Raw genomic sequence first — 17615 nt, forward strand, 5'->3', positions numbered from 1 at the left:
TTCCCCTTGGACTACTCCTTTAATTTTGACTTAATATCTCATTTTTATATTTGTTCACGGTTCTTCTGGAGAGATTCACACCAAGTTCTCCCAGTTTCCTTGAAATTTTACTGTCCGACATTTTTTCAAACCCTGAAAAATTTCTGATCAGATGCATCGCATAGCTGACGGAGGTGCCGTTGCAGCATTTTTTCGACAATAGAGACTTGATCGGCAGAGTCCCCTTCGATGTAGCGATGAATTTGTTGGCGAGAAGCCTGCTGATTGTGGCGGGGCTCAAAGAAGTCGACTTGGCTAGATCATTCTGGTCGAGTGGGTTGAGGTAATCGGCCTCGCCCATCAGAAAAGATTTCTGTGTGTTCGCAATGATTGTCAATACACTGCTCAGATACATTTTCCTGGCATTCAGAATCGAAGCCAGTTCTTCGTAATCCTGCCTGTATTTCTCCATCTTCTTTTTGAAATCCTTGTCATCCGGCTGTACTTCAAATGGTTCGAATGTGATGCAGTCAGACAGATAGTCGTTGATGCTGATACTGAAGGTATTTCTATCCATGGAGATGGTGGCATCCGGTTCCAGATATTCAGATTCTCCTCCATCTATCGGGGAGAGGATGCAGCACTCAGTGATGAGCTGGACATACGCCAACAGCTCATGCCTGGCATTGTTCTCGAGAAAATCAAAATTGCCCCTGTTGATGGAGTCGAGGTTCGACATGAATACGTTGAATAGTTTTTCATCATATATACCTTGATTTTTTAATTGAAAAGCCAGGAAATCATAGACATCTGTGCATCCGATCCCCTTATCCTCGTATGCTTTCAGCAGCTCCAGCAGTTCATCTACTTCTCCGGGAGGCGCACCGGAGATGCTAGAAACCTCTTTTGGATGCGCTTCCAAAAAACCGGATGGACTCAGAGAGTGCAGAATGAATTGCATTGTTTCCCTCCTGCGGTCATCGAGCGTACAGTTGAAATGGGTGGACAGTTCGGAGAGGATGCCCGGGGAGTCTTCGCTTCTGGATGAGATGGCGGAGAGCGGAAGTTTATCTTCATCTATGTAGACCAGCGGATTTTCATCACATTTGTTTGTAATGTAATCATTCAATTCACGCCTGTCGTACTTGAAAACGCTGATGGAATTATAAATGAAATTATTCAATGAAATACCGAGTTCATTTGCAACAAATGTATCCAGATTTATCATTTTGAATGCCCCCTTTGCGCTGTATGAAGTGTTTAATACATAGTAGCACAGGATTTGGAGGTATTCTATATAACAAAACAAATTATGTGAAAATTTACAATGAGTTAAAAATTGAATAATAAAAATCCCGGGAATGACGAATCATTCCCAGGTGCCCGGATTTCACTGTATACCACTTGTTTCTCTTTCTGTGTCCTTAATACGCTCGATCGATCCCTTGGCGAGTCCGATGATGACCATGTCGTCCATCGGCGGGTTGTGGAGTCCTGCCCGGACGTTCCGGTAGTGCCGCTGAAGTTCATTGTCTGCAGAGAGGCTTTTCGCTCCGACGACTCTCATGGCAAGGTCGACGGCTTCGACTGCCTTGTTGACGATGGATGTCTTGACGGCGCCGAGTTCGCTGCCCATCTGCTGTCTTGCATCTTCGTCACTTTCATCCCATTTTCTTGCTACGGAATAAAGGAAGTGTTCCGCCTCGAGAAGCATCAGTTCAACGCGGCCGAGCTTTTCCTGTACATTGGGCAGTTCTGAAATGGTCCCTTTGATGCTGTTGGGGGAATAGACTGATGCAAACCTCACAGCAGCTTCCTGTGCTGCGCGTGCAATGCCGAGGTAGCATACCGGTATGTGCAGCAGCCACCCCGCCGGTGATTTCCTGCCGGGTGTCCTGAAGGAGACGAGGTCTTCTTCCTCCACTTCGACATCATCCATTATGAAATCATGGCTGCCGGAGGCCCGCATGGCCACTGAGTTCCATGTTTCATCGACATGTACGCCTTTGAGATCGGTATCCACGACGAAATTTCCGACTTCACCCGTCTCTTCGATGGTGGCACTGACGACAGCGTATTTAAGGATGGGGGCCAGTGTGGCAAATGTCTTTTTGCCGTTGAGGATGTATTTGCCGCCATCCTTCCGGGCGGACGTTTCAGGTCTGCCCCCCCTGGTCGGGCTCCCTGTTGCGGGTTCCGTCGCAAGATTATTGATGAGTGCTCCGTTTTCAATCACATCCTCCGCAACTTTCCGGTATTTTTCCTCATCCCAGGACTTTTTCTCTCCAAGGTCCATGATGATGCCCATGTGCCAGCCGATTGACAGGGCAGTCGCCCCGTCATACTTGGCGATGATCTCCTGATGTTTCAGCATTTCCCATAAAGAGATGCCGCCACCGCCGTACTCTTTCGGGATGGTCACCTGCGGATAGCCGATTTTCTTCAAGGCTTCGAAATTCTCGAAGGGGAAGGTGACATTCTCATCATGCTCCCTCGAAGTATCACTGAATCTGCTGGCTGTCTCCTCCATGAGTTCCAGCCGTTCTTTCATATCAATTTCCTGTAATGTACCCACATTATGACTCCTCTCAAAAACCCACAATTATACTATGAATTATTCTATTATTACATTATTCGACATATGATTTCAATAGACGGGGTTTGATCAATCCCTACTTAACAAGTAGGTTATAGAGTTTATAATGAAGCGTATATTTAAATTGTTCAGGATACATATACAGCGGGTGACATTATGCTTAGTTTAAGAGATCTGAAATTGTCATTTGATGGCAGTCAGGTACTGGATGATATCAATCTTGATGTGAAAAAGGGTGAAGTCGTTAAACTGATCGGCCCCAGCGGCACAGGGAAAACGAGTCTGATCCGGTGCATCAACCTTCTTGAAAGGCCGGACAGCGGATTTATCTCCCTTGGTGGCCTGGACTATGATTACAGCAGGATCAGTAAAAAGGAGGCGCTGAACCTCAGAAGGAAAACAGCGATGGTATTTCAGCAATACAACCTTTTTAAAAATAAGACGGCGATTGAAAACGTGATGGATGCCCAGATGGTTGTGCAGAAAAAATCCAGGAAGGAAGCCTATGAAAAAAGCATGCAATAATTGAAGAGGGTGTGACTCGAAGCAAAAGTGGATGCGTATCCCAGCCAGCTGTCCGGTGGACAGCAGCAGCGTGTCAGCATTGCCAGGGCGCTTGCAGTGGAACCTGAAGTCATACTTTTTGATGAACCGACTTCAGCGCTGGACCCTGAACTGGTCGGCGAAGTGTTGAAATCCATCGAGGAAGTGGCGAAATCAGGCATGACCATAATGCTGGTGACGCATGAAATGTCGTTTGCACGGGATATATCAGACAAGATCGTGTTCATGGATAAGGGCCGGATTGCTGAATCGGGCACCCCGGAAGAAATTTTCAGTCAATCGACTAACACCAGGACACAGCAGTTTTTGAATAAATTCTATACAGCTGTTCATTAAGGACGGGAGAATAGATGATGAAAAAATTATTATTGTTTACAGCACTCGCAGGAGCGCTCTTGCCGGCTGCGGCAGTGAGGCTGAAGGAAATGCCACAGCCGATGAAAATGGAACAAGAACAGTGGAAGTGGCTGTGCCTTCGTCATCGAAACCACTCAGCTATACGGGTGAAGACGGTGAACTGACCGGCTATGAAGTTGAAATCTTAAAAGAAGTCGACGAGAAACTGGAAGACTATGAATTCAATATACAGGGCACGAGTGACAGTGCAGCAGAAATCGGTCTGAATACCGGGCAATATGACATGATTGCACAGGGACTGATCCTGTCTGAAGAGCGTGAAGACAGTTATCTGATTCCATCTGAACATAACGGCTTCAGCCTTATGAAAATCTATGCGACCGGTAACATGGACGGTGAGATTGAAACACTTGATGATCTTGCAGGGAAAAAAGTGGCACCTGTGACACCGACCGGAGGGGTCTTCAACTTGTTGACAGCCTACAACGAGGGGCATCCGGATAATCAGATTGATTTCGAAACGTCCGACGGCGGCACCCCCACTTCCGACCGGCTGAAGCAAGTCGATACGGGTACATATGATGCATTCGTCAATCCTTCCAATCTCGGGCAGGATGAAATTATCGAAGAGGGTGGACTGGACATACATATAACCGAACCCGTTGAAGTGAATCTGACCTATTTCATGATTCACGACTCCGATGAAAATGCCGAGCTGAACGAACAGGTCGGGGAAGCTCTGGCGGAACTGAAAGGTGATGGGATATTGTCCGATATTTCCAATGAGTTTTACGGAGAGGGCATCTTCCAGTACGAATAATTTACGGACGGCGCATGGATAGGAGGGTGAATAGTGGATCTTCAATATATGATCGGAATCCTGCCGGAATTTCTATCGGTCATCCCGGTGACACTGCTCATCGTAGTGGTCTCAGCAGTTGCCGGGTTTTTATTGAGCATATTTGTGGCAGCAGTGAGGATAAAGAAAGTGCCGGTGCTCAATTTCATGACCGACCTGTATATATCTTTTACAAGAAGCATCCCCATTCTGCTGCAGCTGTTCCTGTTCTTTTTCGGGATTCCGGTGTTCCTCCAGATGCTTGGATTCAATGTAAGCAATATAAGTGCGGTGACGGCTGCAATCGTCTGCCTGATAATATATAACGGTGCATATATGTCGGAGGTGATCAGACCGGCATACATGGCAATAGAAAAAGGGCAGCATGAAGCGGCGGACAGCCTCGGATACAATGGACTTCAGAAGTTCACCAGGATAATCCTTCCGCAGATGACGCCCATTGCTCTGCCGGGTCTGGGTAACGCACTCATCCATCTGATCCATGACAGTTCTCTCGTGTTCGCCATCGGTGTCGTGGACATCATGGGACTTGCGACCATCATCAGTTCAGGGTCATTCGGCATGCAGCAGGTGGAGGTCTTCCTGACAGTGGCATTCATCTATTGGGGCATATCATTCGCCTCAGAGCAGCTCATCAGATATTTGGAAAAGAGGAAGAGGCGAGTGCTCAGAAGGACCGGTTATGATATGACGAGGGAGGCAGGATACAATGTTTGATATCATGACAGTCTTCGAAAGTCTGGTTGAAATCATCAAGGTCGTACCCAAAACACTGCTTCTGGCATTGATCATTCTCTTACTGTCATTCATGCTCGGTGCCATACTCACTTATATCCAGAGCCTGAACATCCCTGTCATCAAACAGATCCTCGATGTGCTGCAGTCATTCCTCAGGGGAACACCGAATGTAGTACTTCTGTATCTGGTGTATTATTCGCTGCCGCTGGCCGCTTCGTATTTCCTGTCATTATTCGGTGTGGCTTTCGACCCGGCATCCCTGAATTCCGCCGCTGTTGTCATCGTGACCTTCAGCATCTGCTATTCAGTATTCCAATCAGAGATTATCAGAGGCGCTCTGCACTCACTGGATAAAGACCAGATAGAAGCGGCACAGTCGCTCGGATACAGTACGACACAGACGTTGAGGAAAGTCATCGTGCCGCAGGTGATGACAGAGGCATTGCCCGACACCATGAACGCATTTCTGATCATCATCAAAGCATTGTCACTTGCATTCCTGGTGACCGTGGTCGATATCTTCGCCCAGGCAAGGCTCGTCGGGGCACAGACATTCAGCTATCTGGAAGCCTTTGTCGCCGCAGCACTCGTGTTCTGGGCAATCTGTGGGCTGCTGACGTACCTGATGAACAGACTGGAGAATAGAATGAGAAGAGGATATGTTTAGAAACAGGATTAGAAAAGAGGCTGGGACAAATGTCCCAGCCCCAGTTGCAGTGCAATGGCTGGCAAACTTCACAATCACTTCCTTCTATCCATTCATGATGGAAATGAGCAGTTCAATGACATACGGCTTCTACGCATTGATGTGTGTCTTTTCCGGAGTCTTCGTCTGGAAGTTTGTCCCTGAAACAAAAGGCAAGACACTCGAAGAACTGGAAGCGGTTTGGGTGAAGTAAAAGTAGCACAATTCGATCAAAAAAAGAAGGATTGCCATGCCTGATGAGGGTGATGGCAGTCCTTCTTTTTTGCTTGAATTATCTAATGGATATAAGAAGGTGTTTGTAACACAGTAACTTTACAATCAGTCTTTCTGCTTATCTTCTTCTCTCTTCTGTCTCATCTCATTCTGCCTCTGTCGCTGGCGGTAGCCATACATGCTGTCGAGAACAACACTTTCATTCTCGAACACGGAACCGAGTGCACCGATGATTGTGGCGATGCTGGTGGCGGTCCATGCGATGTAGAAGTACTTAGCCGGGCCGGTATCAGTCTGAAGTTGTGATTCCAACTGTGCACCTGGAATGAACAAGAACGTGGTCAGGGAAAAGAGTATGAATAACAGTAAATAATACATGACTACTGCGAAAAGCAGCGAGAAGAATGTCGTTGCATTATATATTCTCCGGATGAACGATGCTTTTTCATCTTTTTTGCCTTCCCACAGATTATGGGCAATGATGATCCATCCGACGAGTGCGAGAATGGCAATGACCATCAGAAGTATCAAACGAAAATTCGTATAATAACTGCTGAGGGTCCATAGCGTAGGGAATACCAAAGCATAAGCACCAGTGGTGAAAGCTATGACAAGAACTTTTATGAACGCCGGGAACATTTCCCAGGGGCGGTTTGCGTTCACCATGCCGGAGACGAGACGGATTGTGCCCCTTGTACGCGACCCGGCTATGAACCGGACATTGATGCTTTCATCCTCCTGTGTTGTTTCACGTTTCAGCGGAAATATAGATTCAAAAAACCGTTTGCCCATCAGGCGGTCTGATCTTTGTCCCCGCACTTCATCATATTGACCTTCATCTTTACTCTGTATTCTTGATTCAGCGTCTCTGCGGTCAGAAGAAGAACTGCCGTGATATATTTCATTCATAAGCTGAAGGATGCCTTCCCGTATTCTCTTGTACAAGGGAGTCATTCCGAGCCCGGGGAGACTGATTATTCCAACATTGTCATCATTCAAAACTTCAGCAATGACAGTTTTTTTACCACTGAAGAGAGGGAGATCAGTAAGTGCGATTGAATAGTCCCAGTTCTTATCTTCTTTTGTGCTACGAGCTCTTTTAAGGATTTCCCTGGAATCATTCGTTCCCCCCGTCAGAGTATCTTCGAAGGGGATGACTTCCCATTCATAATCATCTTTAACATAATACTTGAGAAGTTCGGGAAGTTCCTCTTTCAAATCTTTGACCATCCTTTTTGCCAATCCTGGTGCCGTAATCAACCCTAAAGTCTTGGATTCCATATAGTACCTCCTTTTCTTGTATTTTCAACATATCTTTTTATAACCTGTTTTTGTTGACGTTATGGATGATTTTAAATGATTTAAACATATAATTAAACCATTATGCCAAAAAATTCTTTGTATCCGCTTATAGATATAATTAAGGACTGTAAAACTGTACCCAATCCTCAGCCCTTGACGGGTAAGGGCTGAAAAAAGCGCCGCCCCAAATTTTTTAAGTGTCAAAAGAACCATGAAAATACTGAAGGAGTGCTCCTTATGACTACTATACGACAAGACAGCTTTATAGCGTTCCAAAATTGTATGACAAAGCACCCACCCAAAAATTTGATGAGATTATTGGCGGCAGAATTCCTTCTGAAGCGATGGTTCCCGTTTAGTGACGAAATTGAACGACACTTTAGAACGTTCTTCTCCTATACTTGCAATCAATTCGCGCTTTAAATCTGACAGGGCAGGGACCGGTATGCTGACCATCCGGTCGTGGAACATCTTCCTTGTCTGTTCCTTCGGCATCTCAAAAACATCGCGTAATCTGTTTTTCTTCGGTATCATACTCATCCCCATGCACTCCTTAGGTTTGAAATAGCCCATGAATCATCCGAAAATTCGGAAAAATATCATATTTCATGCTAATAATTATCATAATTTGCTATTTATCATAGGTTATAAATAACGCAGCCGGATGATAGCATTTAGTTAACCTATTCAGAAGTGCTTCAGTCACAGTACCTTAAACATCATTCATTTTGGAATCGATTTCATTATAAGAGTTCAGCGCATTTTTTGCAAACAATTATCTGTAAATTCAGAATAATAATGTTGGATTACATGATTGGCAGCACGGAAACTGAATGGATTCATATGACGTCCGGAAACCGGGCACTCAATAGTAAGGGGGGAAATTATAATGGATGATCGTCAGTTCAGGAATGCAATGGGAAATTCGCAACAGGCGTGAACGTTATCGCAGCAGAGGTGGAAGGTGAAGTGTATGGCATGACTGCCAATGCATTCATGTCGGTGTCACTGGACCCGAAGCTTATCGTCATTTCAATCGGGGACCAGGCGAAAATGCTGGACAGGATCCGTCAGAGCGGAACGTTCTCGGTCAACGTCCTGTCCTGTGAGCAGCAGGAGGATTCCATGCGGTTTGCCGGACAGAAGGAGTTGAAGATCAATTTGAATTCGACTGCCTGGGTGAGGCGCCGGTCATAAAAGATGCACTGTGCCAGCTGTCATGCGAAGTATACAATGAGCACACGGAAGGGGATCATGTGCTGTTCATCGGCAAAGTGAACGATCTCGTACTGAAAGAGGGGGAGCCGCTCATCTTCAACTGCGGCAAGTACAGAAGGCTCGAAGCGCTGGAAGCAGTGGCGAAATAACGCCGGATATGCAGGAATTTCTCAAAGGGGAGGCGGATCAGATGGAAATCATTTATGTTGATGATATGAATTTGAAGGCATGGCAGCGTAAATCCAGTAAAAATGTGATGCCACTCGGTTTTTTTGACGGGGTGCACCGGGGACATCAGAAAGTGATCGCAGAGGCAAAGCGGCAAGCAGAAAAACGTGATGCTTCACTTGATGTGATGAGCTTTTTCCCGCATCAGAAGACCGTCATTTCAAATGGAAAAAAGCGTGTCGACTATCTGATGCCGCTTGAGTAAAAGGCGCGTGTGCTTGAGAAGATGGGGGTCGACCGTTTCTATACCGTAAAGTTTACGAAGGTATTCGCTTCCCTGGGTCCCGGCGAATTTGTTCGGGAATATCTGGAGAAGTTGGGCACCGTTCATGCAGTGGCAGGCTTTGATTTCTCCTATGGCTTAAAGGGGCGGGGGACAGTTTTAAAGCGACTTTCGAGGGTCTCGGTGAAGTGGAAGTCATATTCTCATAATGAATGCAAAACTCTCCCGGAATCGATTCCGGGAGAGTTTAATGTGTCAGTAGTTCTTCAAATATTCATCGATTTCCCATTGGGAAATCTGCGAACTGTAGGCGTTCCACTCAACCAGTTTGTTCTTATGGAACTGCTTGTATATGTGTTCGCCCAGTGCATCCTGGATCACTTCGTCTTCCTTCAGTGCCTTGAGCGCGGTATAGAGTGTCGTCGGCAGGTCTTCCACATTTTCGATCTCGCGTTCTTTTTGGCTCATCTTATATATATTCTGGTTGACCGGTGTATCGAGGTCAAGTTCCTGACGGATGCCGTCGAGTCCGGCCTTCAATACCGCTGCTGTGGCGAGGTAAGGGTTGGCTGACGGGTCGAGCGACCTTACCTCAGCCCTTGTCGCCGGTCCTCTGGCAGACGGGATTCTGAGGAGCGGCGTACGGTTCCTGCCGCTCCATGCGATATATTTTGGTGCCTCGAATCCGGACTGGAGCCTCTTGTATGAATTGACCAGTGGATTACAGACCGCCGTGAACCCTCTTGCATGATCGAGTATGCCTGCCATGAAATGCCTCATATCAGCACTCAGGCCGAATTCATCACTGTCATCAAAGAATACATTCGTACTTTGCTTGAACAGGGAGACGTTGAAGTGCATTCCGTTTCCGGCAATGCCATAGAGCGGCTTCGGCATGAACGTTGCATGCATATGGTGTTTGCGTGCAATCGTCTTTGCAACAAGCTTGAAAGTCTGTATGTTGTCGCATGCAGTCACCGCATCTGCATATTTGAAGCTGATTTCATGCTGGCTCGGGCCGGCTTCATGGTGTGACATCTCCACCTCAAATCCGATCTCTTCAAGTGTCCTTGCAATCTCCTGCCTGCAGTCCTCACTGGTGTCGATCGGTGCAAGGTCAAAATAACCGCCTTCATCATTCATCTCAGTTGTCGGATTCCCTTCGCTGTCCAGCTTGAAGAGGAAGAATTCCGGTTCGGGCCCCAGGTTGAAGGAAGTGTAACCCATATCCTCCATCTCCTGGATGACCTTTTTCAAATTCGATCTCGGATCGCCTTCAAAAGGCTGGCCGTCGATATCATATACATCACAGATCAATCTTGCGGATTTTGCATTATCATCCGACCAAGGGAAAATCCTCCAGGTGTTGAAATCAGGTTTAAGGTACATGTCAGACTCTTCCACCCGGACAAACCCTTCGATTGAGGATCCATCAAACATCATTTCACCATCCAGTGCCTTGCCCAGCTGGGTCGTCGGTATCTCCACATTCTTGATTGTCCCCAGAATATCGGTGAACTGCAGTCTGACGTACCTCACATTCTCTGATTCAGCAATCCTTAAAATGTCATCCCTTGAATACTCATCCATATCTTTAACACGCCCCCATATTATTGAAGATATTGTACACTTAAAACTTTCGAGCGCACAAATACTTATATACCCATTAGCCTGTTTCCATCCTTATAAACATTTTACAGGAAAAATTTAAAAACTGATGAGAATAAAAGAATCCAATGCTCCGGCTTTCGTTGTTATACGTCATGACAACAGGGATATTTAGAGAATATCAGGGACTTCCTTGAAATCCACCAGCTTCAGGATCTCCTCCCTCAGCTCGTCGGTATCACCTGCAGGTGAGATGTTTCCCTTGATCTTGTATATTTCACCGTTTTCGTAGGTGACACTCATTTTGAATGAATTGCCGTCATCGACGGGTGAACTGTTATCCTTGAAGTTTTTAAAGTCATAATTTCTGAAGAGGGTTTTGATTTTCTGGGGGTGGACTTTGTATTTGTATATCACACTGGCCGGCAGTGATTCATTGTCATCATATGGATAGCAGCGTCGTGAAAATTCGATTTTGATCAGTCCTCTGGCGGAGATACAGGTTCTGTGTATCAAGTATTGTTCTATATGACCATAGGATGTCTCAGACACGTAGTAAAAAGATTTCACGGGGTTATCATGTATACTTTTCAAATTTCATCACCTCTGTATAATAAGGTTTATAAAACTGTTTGGGAATGGGGAATCAGCATGGATGTTAAAATCAGACCGGAAACACCGGATGATCACAGGGAAATTGAGGAACTGGTAAAGGCTGCTTTCACGAGCGGGGACAGGAACGACCCTGATGAGCATCACCTTGTGAACAAACTTAGGAAGACGGATGCTTTCATCCCGGAACTGTCACTTGTGGCAGAGATGGATGGCTCAATATTGGGGCATATAATGCTCTCAAAGATAGCGATAGAAGAGGAAGGCAGGACGACCGGCTCACTTGCGCTCGCGCCTGTCTCCGTAGCCCCTGCCTGGCAGCATAAAGGGATCGGCGGTAAGTTGATACGTGCTTCACTGGAGAAAGCCCAGGGGTTGGGATATCAGTCGGTGGTTGTCCTCGGGCATGACAAATATTATCCGAAGTTCGGCTTCAAACCGGCCAGCGGGTGGGGGATCCGCGCGCCGTTCGATGTGCCTGATGAAGCGTTCATGGCGATTGAACTTGTTGACGATGCGCTGGATGATGTCCGGGGGACTGTACAGTATTCGGAACCTTTTTCTTGATGAAAGTATAAAGTATAAAACAGCGGAACCTCCGAAGCTTCATGGGGATTCCGCTGTTTTCTCCTGTTCCTAGTACTGTCCCAGATATTCATCAATTTCCCATTGTGTAATCTGGGAACTGTACATGTTCCATTCGATGCTTTTATTCTCATGGAACTGTTTGAAGATGTGGTCGCCGAGCGCTTCCCTGATGACATCGTCCGCTTTCAGTGCTTTCAATGCCGTGTATAGTGTGGATGGGAGATCTTCCACGGTTTCCTTTTGTCTGGCACTCATTTCATAGATGTTTTCGTCGATTGGATTATCGAGTTCCAGCTTGTTCTGGATACCGTTCAACCCCGCTTTCAGTATGGTAGCCGCCGCCAGGTAAGGGTTTGCCGAAGGGTCGAGGGACCTCACTTCCGCGCGTGTCGATTGTCCGCGGGAAGGCGGGATTCTCAAAAGGGGAGAACGGTTGCTGCCGCTCCAGGCGACATATTTCGGCGCCTCAAAACCGGACTGCAGCCTTTTATAGGAATTCACGAGCGGGTTGCATATCGCGGTAAATCCTCTGGCATGGGCGAGCACACCTGCCATGAAATATCTCATGCATGGGCTGAGGCCGAATTCATCGTTTTCATCATAGAACGCGTTGTCTCCGTCTCTGAACAGTGATACGTTATAGTGCATGCCGTTGCCGGGGATGCCGTACAGCGGCTTCGGCATGAATGTGGCATGCAGATTGTGCTTGCGTGCAATCGTCTTCGCTACAAGCTTGAATGTCTGGATATTATCAGAAGCGGTCACTGCATCGCTGTATTTGAAACTGATTTCGTGCTGGCTGGGCGCCCCTTCATGGTGGGACATTTCGACTTCAAAGCCCATGTCTTCAAGTGTCAGCGTAATGTCCCGACGGCAGTCTTCACCGAAATCAATCGGCTGCAGGTCGAAATAGCCGCCGTTGTCACTGAGTTCCGTCGTGGCATTGCCCTCCTTATCCAGTTTGAAAAGGAAAAACTCAGGCTCCGGCCCAAGATGCAGGTCATCATAGCCCATATCCTGCATCTCACCCACAAGCCTCTTAAGGTTGGAGCGCGGATCGCCGGAAAACGGTGTGCCGTCGATGTCGTATACATCGCAGATCAGCCTGCCTGCCCTGGCATCATCCGACGACCAGGGGAAAATCAGCCAGGTATCAAGGTCGGGCTTGAGATACATATCCGATTCTTCCACACGCGCAAACCCTTCGATGGAGGAGCCGTCAAACATCATCTCGCCATCCAGCGCCTTGCCGAGCTGTTTGAATGGAATTTCCACATTCTTTATAGTGCCCAGTATATCTGTAAACTGAAGTCTTATATATCTGACATTCTCATCTTCTGCAATCCGTAAAATATCCTCTTTCGAATATTCACCCATTAAATAAGTTCACTCCCAAATGTTCGTATATTAGGTGTATTCCCTGTAGAGTATATGCAAAACGCATGTTTAGAAGATTATTCAGGAACGAACACTTCCGATTCACTGTCTTTTGGATAGTAGTAGCCGTTCGGCAGTGTCTGCAGTTCAATCAGGCTGCCCCACGGTGTCCTGAAATAGACGGTGCCATTGCCTTCTGTGTCCTCATATCTCGTGTTCTGGTGTATTTCCGACAGAGGCTCTCCGCCTGCGGCTTTCATTTTTTCATAAGCTTCATCTATGTCATCCGTATAGAACGAGAGGTGGGTGTAGCCGTGGTCCCCGAGGCCCGGCGGCCGGTCGGGGGATGCATTTTCAAGCTGGAACATTTCTATGTTCGGCCCGTTGCCGATGACGATCATCCGCTTCCTTGTTATTTTGGAATCTTCCGGTATTCCGAGGAATCTTTCGACTTCACTCCCGCCTCTCGGCGGATCTTGCGGCGTCTGGCTGTCATACGCCACTTTCGCATCCAGCCCCTTTTTGAAGAACTCTGTTGCTTCGTCTATATCTGGGACGGTTAATCCGATGTGGTTCATGCCTCTTACTATGCCCAATTCGTCCACTCCTTTCATTAAAACAGTGTTCCCTCTTTGCCCGCTGATCATGCTTAAAATAAATCTCAACAAATATTTTTAATTACATACTTGCATTTTGTAAGTTATTGCCTTATAATTACATTAGTTTCAAATATATTAAATTTAATATAATTAATTTCGATTTAATTTTGGGGAGGTGCAGAGATGGAAGAAAAAGACCCACGCATCAAGGCGTTTACAGTTTTTATCAAATCGTCCCAGTCGGTGCAGAAGCTGATCAAGCAGGATTTCCTGAAAAAGGAGATCAACCTGAATGAGTATGCGGTGATGGAGCTGCTGCATCACAAGGGCGACCAGCCGATCCAGTCGATCGGCAAGCGGGTGCTCATGGGCGGTGGCAGTATCACTTACGTCATAGACAAGCTTGAGGACAAGGGCTTCCTGTACAGAAAGCCGTGTCCGGAGGACCGCCGCAAGATGTTTGCCTGCATCACGGATGCGGGCAGGAAGTACATGGAAACCCGTGTGAAGGAGCAGGAAGCGCTGATTAACACCATTTTTGATGAATGGGATGACAGTGAAGTCGAAGATGCGATCAACCTCCTCAAACGCATCGGCATACACGCAGAAAGTCTGTTGAAATAAGCTGGTGCCTGAAAAGGACACGGGCTTTTATAAAAGTGATTATCTTGAATTCGAGATAATTGGACAATAATTACAAAGGAGTTTTTATCAATGGCAAATGAACTGCTTGGAATCCACCACGTTACAGCAATGACGGATAACGCAATGAGAAACTATGATTTCTTTACAAATGTACTTGGAATGCGACTGGTCAAGAAGACGGTCAACCAGGACGACATCCACACTTATCATACATTCTTCGCGGATGATGTGGGTTCGCCCGGTACGGATATGACATTCTTCGACTTTCCGAACAATCCGAAAGGTACGCCGGGAACGAACTCGATTTCAAGGACGGGTTTCAGAGTGCCGGATGATGCCGCACTTGAATACTACAGGGAACGTTTCGAGGAATTCGGCGTGAAGCATGACGGCATCCGGGAGCTCTTCGGCAAAAAGGTCCTTCCTTTCGAGGAATCTGATGGACAGAGATACCAGCTGTTCTCCGATGAAAACAACGAAGGTGTTGCACCAGGAAAACCTTGGAAGAATGGTCCTGTGCCGGAAGACAAGGCGATATACGGTCTTGGTCCGATTGAGATCACAGTCAGCTACTTCGAGGATTTCCAGAAAGTGCTGACCGATATATTCGGTATGAAACCGCTCATAGAGGAAGAGAATGTGACAGTTTTCAACGTTGGTGAAGGCGGCAACGGCGGGCAGGTCATTCTGAGGAAGGACGAAACAACTGCCGGCCGCCAGGGTTACGGCCAGGTGCACCACGTATCATTCAGGGTGAAAGACCACGACGCAATCAAGCAGTGGGAAGCGAAGTATGACGAAATCGGCATGGGACATTCGGGCAATGTTGACCGCTTCTACTTCGAAGCCCTCTATACACGCGTTGGCCACATCCTCATTGAAGTTTCTACAGATGGCCCGGGATTCATGGATGATGAGCCTTATGAAACGCTCGGTGAGAGTCTTGCACTGCCGCCATTCCTCGAGCCGAAACGTGAATATATCGAAGCGCAGATCCGTCCATTCAACACGAAACGCTCATAAATAATGGAGGTAAATCAAAATGGAACCAATCAAAAGGATCCACCACATCACGGCAATCGTCGGCGATCCGAACGAAAACCTTAAATTCTATCGCGATGTGCTGGGTCTCAGACTGATCAAGCAGACCGTCAACTTTGATGATCCGGGCGTCTATCACCTGTACTTTGCCGATCATGACGCAACACCGGGCACGGTCATCACATTCTTCCCCTGGCCGAATGACAATTATGGCCGCAAAGGGAGTGGCCAGGTCGGCAGGATCGCCTTCAGAGTGCCAAAAGGCAGCCTGAGCTCCTGGAAGGAGCATCTGGACAATCACAGTATTAATACGAAAGAGACCCGGCTGTTTGGCAGGGAGACCCTCGAGTTTGATGATGTACACGGGCTTGAGCTCGCCATCGTCGAAGGCGGCGAGACTTCCGATGTCGATAAGATCCTCGGATTCCACGGGGCGGTGCTGTTGTCAGGAAACCCGGAAGGGACGAAAGAACTCCTGACCAAAAAGATGGGACTGAAATCCCTTGATGCCGAAGGCCAGAACCAGCACTTCGAAACCCTCGGTGAAGAGCGGCACCACATCATCACGGCCATCCCGCCGATGGCGCCGGGCCGGTTCGGCATCGGCACTGTCCATCACATCGCATGGTCCGTGCCGGACCGCGAAACACTTGAATCATGGCAGTCCGCCCTGAGAGGGGAAGGGTTCGGTGTCACAGTGGTCAAGGACAGGAACTACTTCGAATCCATATATCTCGGAGAACCCGGCAATGTCGTATTCGAGTTCGCGACGGACGGCCCCGGCTTCACTGCCGACGAAGATATGGAGTCACTCGGCTCGGCATTGAAGCTGCCGGAACAATACGAGCACAGGCGTCCGGAATACGAACGCTCGCTGCCGAAGCTGGAACTGTAATTTATGGACAGGATGCTCGATTTTTCCCCCGGGGAACTGACTGCGAAAGAGAAGAAGAAATTCCTGATCGGTTCGGTCATACCGAGACCCATTGCGCTGGTTTCCACCATGTCCGGTGACGGCATCGTCAATGTGGCGCCCTTCAGCTATTTCAACATCGTCACCTATGATCCGCCGATGCTGTCCGTGGCAGTGCAGCGGTCGGGCGGGAAAAGCAAAGATACCGCGAGGAATGCACTTGAAAGCAGGGAAGTGGTCGTCCAGATTGTGGACAGTGACAACGTCGCCATGGCGAATCTCGCTTCCGCGCCACTCGGGCCGGATGAGAGTGAACTCACAATATCCGGCTTCACCCGGACGGAGTCGGAAGCGGTACGCGTGCCCGGGGTCAGTGAGGCGAAAGTGAGATTCGAAACTGAACTCTATGATTCAATCCTCATCCTGGGCGATGACGGAGTGCCGACGACGGATATTTTATTGCTGAAAGTGAAGCACTATCATATTGATGAAGCGATATATAAGGACGGCTATATCGACCCGCTGAAACTCGGAGCCGTAAGTCGCCTTGCAGGCAATGACTATGCTGAAATAGGCAGGATGTTCACAGTGGACCGTCCTGAATAACCCAACGAATGGAGAGTGTAATCAATGGAACATATTTATAAAGAAAAGGAAAAAGGTGCACCGGTATTCGTACTGCTGCATGGCACAGGAGGCACGGAAAATGATCTCGTCCCGCTCGCGGAACTGCTGAATCCCCGGTACAACATCCTGGGAATCAGGGGAAATGTGCAGGAGAACGGCATGAACCGCTACTTCAAACGCCATGGTGAAGGGCAGTATGACTGGGAGGACCTGGATTTCCGCGGAAACGAACTTTATGAGTTCATCGTCAAGAAATCAGAAGAGTATGATTTCAAACTGGAAGATGTCGTATTCGTCGGATTCTCCAATGGTTCGAACATTGCGATACAGATGATGCTCCGGCAGCCTGGAACATTCAGGAAGGCGGCATTGTTCGCACCGCTCTATCCGGCTGATGTAAAAGAGAAACAGGACTTCAATGGGACGGAAGTATTCCTGTCACTCGGCAAGGGCGACCCGATCGTGCCCGAATCTGAGAGTGAGAGGGTCATCAGCCTCTTCGAAGACAGAGGCGCAGACGTCACGACCGCATGGGTGAACGGTCACAGCCTGACACAGGAAGTGGCTATGGAAGCTAAAAATTGGCTGAACAAGTAATATCACCAGATAAAGACTGAAATAG

At 47.7% G+C, this 17615-nt stretch carries 17 protein-coding genes and 4 pseudogenes; 13 read left to right on the top strand and 8 right to left on the bottom strand.

Annotated elements, in window-relative coordinates; genetic code table 11:
• Window positions 1-19: 19 nt before the first annotated feature.
• Both WN59_RS05095 and WN59_RS05100 read right to left on the bottom strand, forming a co-directional pair.
• On the bottom strand, window positions 20-1207 hold the full coding sequence (locus WN59_RS05095; RefSeq protein WP_046513642.1) for an RNA polymerase factor sigma-54: 1188 nt from the start codon (window positions 1205-1207) through the stop codon (window positions 20-22).
• Window positions 1208-1369: 162 nt separating this feature from the next.
• Window positions 1370-2554, bottom strand: coding sequence for an acyl-CoA dehydrogenase family protein (locus WN59_RS05100; protein ID WP_197073389.1), 1185 nt, complete (start codon window positions 2552-2554; stop codon window positions 1370-1372).
• 177 nt (window positions 2555-2731) lie between these two features.
• Between WN59_RS05100 and WN59_RS05105 the strand changes: the two are divergent.
• The 5 genes and pseudogenes from WN59_RS05105 to WN59_RS05125 all read left to right on the top strand — a co-directional run.
• Window positions 2732-3475 (top strand): annotated as a pseudogene (locus WN59_RS05105) (amino acid ABC transporter ATP-binding protein).
• A 121-nt stretch (window positions 3476-3596) separates the two neighbouring features.
• Window positions 3597-4316 carry a transporter substrate-binding domain-containing protein gene (locus tag WN59_RS05110; protein ID WP_231577121.1) on the top strand — a complete coding sequence of 240 codons (720 nt, stop codon included), beginning with the start codon at window positions 3597-3599 and terminating at the stop codon, window positions 4314-4316.
• A gap of 33 nt (window positions 4317-4349) precedes the next feature.
• Window positions 4350-5072, top strand: a complete 723-nt coding sequence (locus tag WN59_RS05115; RefSeq protein WP_046513650.1) for an amino acid ABC transporter permease — start codon at window positions 4350-4352, stop codon at window positions 5070-5072.
• Window positions 5065-5760, top strand: coding sequence for an amino acid ABC transporter permease (locus tag WN59_RS05120; RefSeq protein ID WP_046513653.1), 696 nt, complete (start codon window positions 5065-5067; stop codon window positions 5758-5760). The genes WN59_RS05115 and WN59_RS05120 overlap by 8 nt, the downstream gene beginning before the upstream one ends.
• Window positions 5750-5992, top strand: a pseudogene (locus WN59_RS05125) (MFS transporter); the annotation flags it as partial. The gene WN59_RS05120 and the pseudogene WN59_RS05125, both read left to right, overlap by 11 nt.
• Before the next feature lie 125 nt (window positions 5993-6117).
• On the opposite strand, the gene WN59_RS05130 reads toward WN59_RS05125, so the two are convergent.
• Both WN59_RS05130 and WN59_RS05135 read right to left on the bottom strand, forming a co-directional pair.
• Entirely contained in the window at window positions 6118-7293 is a 1176-nt protein-coding gene (locus WN59_RS05130) for a tripartite tricarboxylate transporter TctB family protein (RefSeq protein WP_046513659.1), read from the bottom strand.
• Between the two features lie 336 nt (window positions 7294-7629).
• Window positions 7630-7854, bottom strand: coding sequence for a hypothetical protein (locus WN59_RS05135; RefSeq protein ID WP_046513662.1), 225 nt, complete (start codon window positions 7852-7854; stop codon window positions 7630-7632).
• A gap of 438 nt (window positions 7855-8292) precedes the next feature.
• On the opposite strand from WN59_RS05135, the pseudogene WN59_RS05140 reads away from it, so the two are divergent.
• A pseudogene (locus tag WN59_RS05140) lies at window positions 8293-8681 on the top strand (flavin reductase family protein).
• 107 nt (window positions 8682-8788) lie between these two features.
• A pseudogene (locus WN59_RS13820) lies at window positions 8789-9082 on the top strand (adenylyltransferase/cytidyltransferase family protein); the annotation flags it as partial.
• A gap of 156 nt (window positions 9083-9238) precedes the next feature.
• On the opposite strand, the gene glnA (WN59_RS05150) reads toward WN59_RS13820, so the two are convergent.
• Both glnA (WN59_RS05150) and WN59_RS05155 read right to left on the bottom strand, forming a co-directional pair.
• On the bottom strand, window positions 9239-10573 hold the full coding sequence (gene glnA, locus WN59_RS05150; protein ID WP_017549783.1) for a type I glutamate--ammonia ligase: 1335 nt from the start codon (window positions 10571-10573) through the stop codon (window positions 9239-9241).
• A gap of 189 nt (window positions 10574-10762) precedes the next feature.
• Window positions 10763-11185, bottom strand: a complete 423-nt coding sequence (locus tag WN59_RS05155) for a hypothetical protein (RefSeq protein ID WP_046513667.1) — start codon at window positions 11183-11185, stop codon at window positions 10763-10765.
• Between the two features lie 57 nt (window positions 11186-11242).
• Between WN59_RS05155 and WN59_RS05160 the strand changes: the two genes are divergently transcribed.
• Window positions 11243-11770, top strand: coding sequence for a GNAT family N-acetyltransferase (locus WN59_RS05160; protein ID WP_046513671.1), 528 nt, complete (start codon window positions 11243-11245; stop codon window positions 11768-11770).
• Between the two features lie 69 nt (window positions 11771-11839).
• Here the strand turns inward: WN59_RS05160 and glnA (WN59_RS05165) are convergent, their stop codons facing one another.
• Both glnA (WN59_RS05165) and WN59_RS05170 read right to left on the bottom strand, forming a co-directional pair.
• The gene (gene glnA, locus WN59_RS05165; RefSeq protein ID WP_046513675.1) at window positions 11840-13168 is read right to left on the bottom strand and encodes a type I glutamate--ammonia ligase; all 1329 of its coding nucleotides are present in this window, start codon (window positions 13166-13168) and stop codon (window positions 11840-11842) included.
• Between the two features lie 77 nt (window positions 13169-13245).
• Entirely contained in the window at window positions 13246-13764 is a 519-nt protein-coding gene (locus WN59_RS05170; RefSeq protein WP_046513679.1) for a VOC family protein, read from the bottom strand.
• A 186-nt stretch (window positions 13765-13950) separates the two neighbouring features.
• On the opposite strand from WN59_RS05170, the gene WN59_RS05175 reads away from it, so the two are divergent.
• From WN59_RS05175 to WN59_RS05195, 5 genes are all read left to right on the top strand, one after another.
• Window positions 13951-14391, top strand: coding sequence for a MarR family winged helix-turn-helix transcriptional regulator (locus WN59_RS05175; RefSeq protein ID WP_046513682.1), 441 nt, complete (start codon window positions 13951-13953; stop codon window positions 14389-14391).
• Between the two features lie 90 nt (window positions 14392-14481).
• Window positions 14482-15435 (top strand): ring-cleaving dioxygenase MhqE, encoded by a 954-nt coding sequence (mhqE, locus tag WN59_RS05180; RefSeq protein ID WP_046513685.1) that lies wholly within the window; start codon window positions 14482-14484, stop codon window positions 15433-15435.
• A gap of 19 nt (window positions 15436-15454) precedes the next feature.
• The gene (locus WN59_RS05185; RefSeq protein ID WP_046513690.1) at window positions 15455-16348 is read left to right on the top strand and encodes a VOC family protein; all 894 of its coding nucleotides are present in this window, start codon (window positions 15455-15457) and stop codon (window positions 16346-16348) included.
• A gap of 3 nt (window positions 16349-16351) precedes the next feature.
• Window positions 16352-16972 (top strand): flavin reductase family protein, encoded by a 621-nt coding sequence (locus WN59_RS05190; RefSeq protein ID WP_331386408.1) that lies wholly within the window; start codon window positions 16352-16354, stop codon window positions 16970-16972.
• Between the two features lie 24 nt (window positions 16973-16996).
• A complete protein-coding gene (locus WN59_RS05195) occupies window positions 16997-17590 on the top strand; it encodes an alpha/beta hydrolase (protein ID WP_046513693.1) in 594 nt (197 codons plus the stop codon).
• The last annotated feature ends 25 nt before the right edge of the window (window positions 17591-17615 follow it).

It is taken from the genome of Salinicoccus sediminis (assembly GCF_000986795.1).
Taxonomy (GTDB): domain Bacteria; phylum Bacillota; class Bacilli; order Staphylococcales; family Salinicoccaceae; genus Salinicoccus; species Salinicoccus sediminis.

What these genes read in the sequence shown, in the direction of transcription:
- WN59_RS05095 (WP_046513642.1), bottom strand. Translation starts at nt 1,207, where the DNA reads ATGATAAATCTGGATACATTTGTTGCAAATGAACTCGGTATTTCATTG.
- WN59_RS05120 (WP_046513653.1), top strand. Translation starts at nt 5,065, where the DNA reads ATGTTTGATATCATGACAGTCTTCGAAAGTCTGGTTGAAATCATCAAG.
- WN59_RS05130 (WP_046513659.1), bottom strand. Translation starts at nt 7,293, where the DNA reads ATGGAATCCAAGACTTTAGGGTTGATTACGGCACCAGGATTGGCAAAA.
- WN59_RS05135 (WP_046513662.1), bottom strand. Translation starts at nt 7,854, where the DNA reads ATGAGTATGATACCGAAGAAAAACAGATTACGCGATGTTTTTGAGATG.
- glnA (WP_017549783.1), bottom strand. Translation starts at nt 10,573, where the DNA reads ATGGATGAGTATTCAAGGGATGACATTTTAAGGATTGCTGAATCAGAG.
- WN59_RS05160 (WP_046513671.1), top strand. Translation starts at nt 11,243, where the DNA reads ATGGATGTTAAAATCAGACCGGAAACACCGGATGATCACAGGGAAATT.
- glnA (WP_046513675.1), bottom strand. Translation starts at nt 13,168, where the DNA reads ATGGGTGAATATTCGAAAGAGGATATTTTACGGATTGCAGAAGATGAG.
- WN59_RS05175 (WP_046513682.1), top strand. Translation starts at nt 13,951, where the DNA reads ATGGAAGAAAAAGACCCACGCATCAAGGCGTTTACAGTTTTTATCAAA.
- mhqE (WP_046513685.1), top strand. Translation starts at nt 14,482, where the DNA reads ATGGCAAATGAACTGCTTGGAATCCACCACGTTACAGCAATGACGGAT.
- WN59_RS05185 (WP_046513690.1), top strand. Translation starts at nt 15,455, where the DNA reads ATGGAACCAATCAAAAGGATCCACCACATCACGGCAATCGTCGGCGAT.
- WN59_RS05190 (WP_331386408.1), top strand. Translation starts at nt 16,352, where the DNA reads ATGGACAGGATGCTCGATTTTTCCCCCGGGGAACTGACTGCGAAAGAG.
- WN59_RS05195 (WP_046513693.1), top strand. Translation starts at nt 16,997, where the DNA reads ATGGAACATATTTATAAAGAAAAGGAAAAAGGTGCACCGGTATTCGTA.